Here is a 2,488-nt window from a genome sequence, read left to right as displayed (position 1 = left end):
CCCAGCGGCCGGCGGGGATGCGCGCCAGGATCTGCTCGCTGCGGTCCGGATCGTTGCGCAGTGCTTCCGTGTTGTTGGTCACGAAATAGCCGGGGGCGATCGCGTTCACGTTGATGCCCTTGGCCGCCCATTCGCAGGCGAGCAGTCGGGTGATGCCCGCAAGGCCACTCTTGCTCGCCGTGTAGGAGGGGATCCGGATCCCGCCCTGGAAGGACAGGAGCGAGGCGATCATGATGATCTTGCCGCCCCTGCCATCGGCCAGCATGGTCCGGGCGGCCGCCTGGCTCAGGAAGAACGCGCTCTTCAGGTTGACGTCCATCACCGCGTCCCAGTCGGCCTCGGTGAAGTCGATCGCGTCCTGGCGGCGGATGATCCCGGCATTGTTCACCAGGATGTCGATCCGGCCGAAGTTGGCGACCGCGGCCTCGACGATGTCCGGGATCGGTTCCAGGGTCGCGAGGTCGGCGGTGACCGCGAGGAACGTGCCGCCGCCCGCCTCTACGACCCTCTGGGTCTCGTCCATCGGGCTGCGCCCCACGCCGACCACCCGGGCACCGGCCCTGGCGAGTGCCAGGGTGATGCCCTGGCCGAGACCGGTATTGGCACCGGTGACGATCGCGGTCTTGCCGGACAGGTCGAACGGGTTCACCGCAGGTCCTTCATCTGGACATGGTCCATGTCGGTGTAGTCCTGGTTTTCGCCGGCCATCGCCCAGACGAAGGCATAGGCCTCCGTGCCGACCCCGGTATGAATCGACCAGCCGGGCGAGATCAGGGCCTGGCCGTCGGCCACCACCAGGTGGCGCGTATGGTCCGGCTCGCCCATGAAGTGGAACACCCGGGCGTCCGCCGGCAGGTCATAGTAGCAATAGGCCTCCATGCGCCGGTCGTGCACATGACAGGGCATAGTGTTCCAGAGCGAGCCCGGCTCCAGCACGGTGGTCCCCATCACCAGCTGGCAGGTGCGGACCACGTCCGGGTGAATCAGCTGGTAGATCGTGCGCCGGTTGGCCTTGGCCGCCTCACCCAGCTGCATGGTGCGCGCCCTCGACAGCGGCAGGTGGACCGTCTCGAACCGGGCATGGGCCGGTGCGCTCACCAGATAGAACTTCGCCGGGGAGGCGGGATCGGCTGAGCGGAAGGTGACCTCGGCCGTGCCCATCGCCACGTAGACTGCCTCGCGCTTGGCCAGCGCGTGCTCGGTGCCGTCGGTCACGACCGTGCCCGGCCCGCCCAGATTGATCACGCCCAGCTCGCGCCGGCTCAGGAAGTGCTCGGTCCGGAAGCTCGGCTCCGGCGTCAGGCGCAGGACTTGGCTCACCGGCATCGCCCCGCCGATCACGACGCGGTCGACATGGCTCAGCGTCAGCAGCACCTGGTCGGCGGCGAACAGCCGCTCGATCAGGAAGTGGCGGCGCAGTGTGTCCGTGTCCATGCCGCGCACGGCCTCGGGATGGACGGCTTGACGGGTCTCGGCGATCACGGCCCTGCCTCCTCGGAAATGTCGGTGAACCAATCGGGGCGCAGCGCCCGGATCACGGCCAGGTCCGCCACCAGGGCGCCGACATGGGCCCGCATGCGCAGGGCCGCTTCGTCCGGATCATGACGGGCGATGGCGTCCATGATCGCGCGGTGCTGCTCGATGACCTTGGGCAGCCGGCCTGCCTGGGGCAGGGTGGTCCGGCGATACCGGTCAAGCTGGAGCTTGGCGCGGCGTACCAGGCGCCAGATGCCCGGATAGCCCGAGGCGGCGGCGATCGCCGCGTGGAATGCCTCGTCGGCGATGTGGAACTCCTCGATCGCCTCCCGCTCGGTGGCGCGGACCTGCCGGTCGATCGCAGCCTCCATTCCGGCGAAATCCACGGCCGCGCCGCGCTCGGCCGCAAGGCGCGCGGTGGCCTCCTCCAGCGCCTGGCGCACCAGCACGGCCTCGGGCAGCCGATTGGCGGGGATGCGGGCCACGAAGGTGCCGACCTGCGGCACCATGGCGATCAGGCCTTCGCTGGCCAGTTGCAGCAGCGCCTCGCGGACCGGCGTGCGGCTGACCCCGAACAGAGCCGCGATCTCGCGCTCGTTGATGGGCTCGCCCGGTATCCGCACCAACTGGACGATCTGGTCGCGCAGATGGGCATGGATGGCTACGGCGGCGCTGGGACGCCGGGTCCGGCCGGCCCGTGCCTGCCCAACGGCCAGTGCCTGGCCGGCAGCCCCAATCTGAATGGGCGCGGTCCGCGATTCCGGCTCATCCGCCTCCGGCATGTTCGGCCCCAACGACAACTTCCACCAACTCTGATATATTACTGCCCCACCCGCGACAAGGCTGGCTTCGCTGGTGGATCCAAGCTTGCGGCATCGGCCCTCCGGGGGGAACTGTCAGCAGGTCGCCGCGCGCCCCACGGCTGCGATACCGTGGGGCCACGATCAGGCTTGCTTCGTCCAGCGCGGCGCGGGGCCGCCTCGCAGTTCCCGCGGAAAACCCGTAAGGGGGC

At 69.4% G+C, this 2,488-nt stretch carries 3 protein-coding genes; all 3 read right to left on the bottom strand.

The annotated features are described in order from the left end of the window. Positions 1-649: 2-dehydro-3-deoxy-D-gluconate 5-dehydrogenase KduD (gene kduD, locus EQG76_RS01705; RefSeq protein WP_159710043.1), on the bottom strand; the 649-nt coding region annotated here is incomplete at its 3' end. Further along, positions 646-1,434: a 5-dehydro-4-deoxy-D-glucuronate isomerase gene (gene kduI / locus EQG76_RS01700; protein WP_200840475.1), complete on the bottom strand. Its 789-nt coding sequence runs from the start codon at positions 1,432-1,434 to the stop codon at positions 646-648. The genes kduI and kduD, both read right to left, overlap by 4 nt. A gap of 44 nt (positions 1,435-1,478) precedes the next feature. After that, a complete protein-coding gene (locus EQG76_RS01695) occupies positions 1,479-2,270 on the bottom strand; it encodes a GntR family transcriptional regulator (protein ID WP_159710039.1) in 792 nt (263 codons plus the stop codon). Positions 2,271-2,488 lie beyond the last annotated feature (218 nt).

Origin of the sequence: Geminicoccus flavidas (assembly GCF_009806515.1) — a bacterium.
Taxonomy (GTDB): domain Bacteria; phylum Pseudomonadota; class Alphaproteobacteria; order Geminicoccales; family Geminicoccaceae; genus Geminicoccus; species Geminicoccus flavidus.
This window is presented reverse-complemented; position numbering and strand designations above follow the sequence as displayed.

What these genes read in the sequence shown, in the direction of transcription:
- kduI (WP_200840475.1), bottom strand. Translation starts at nt 1,434, where the DNA reads ATGGACACGGACACACTGCGCCGCCACTTCCTGATCGAGCGGCTGTTC.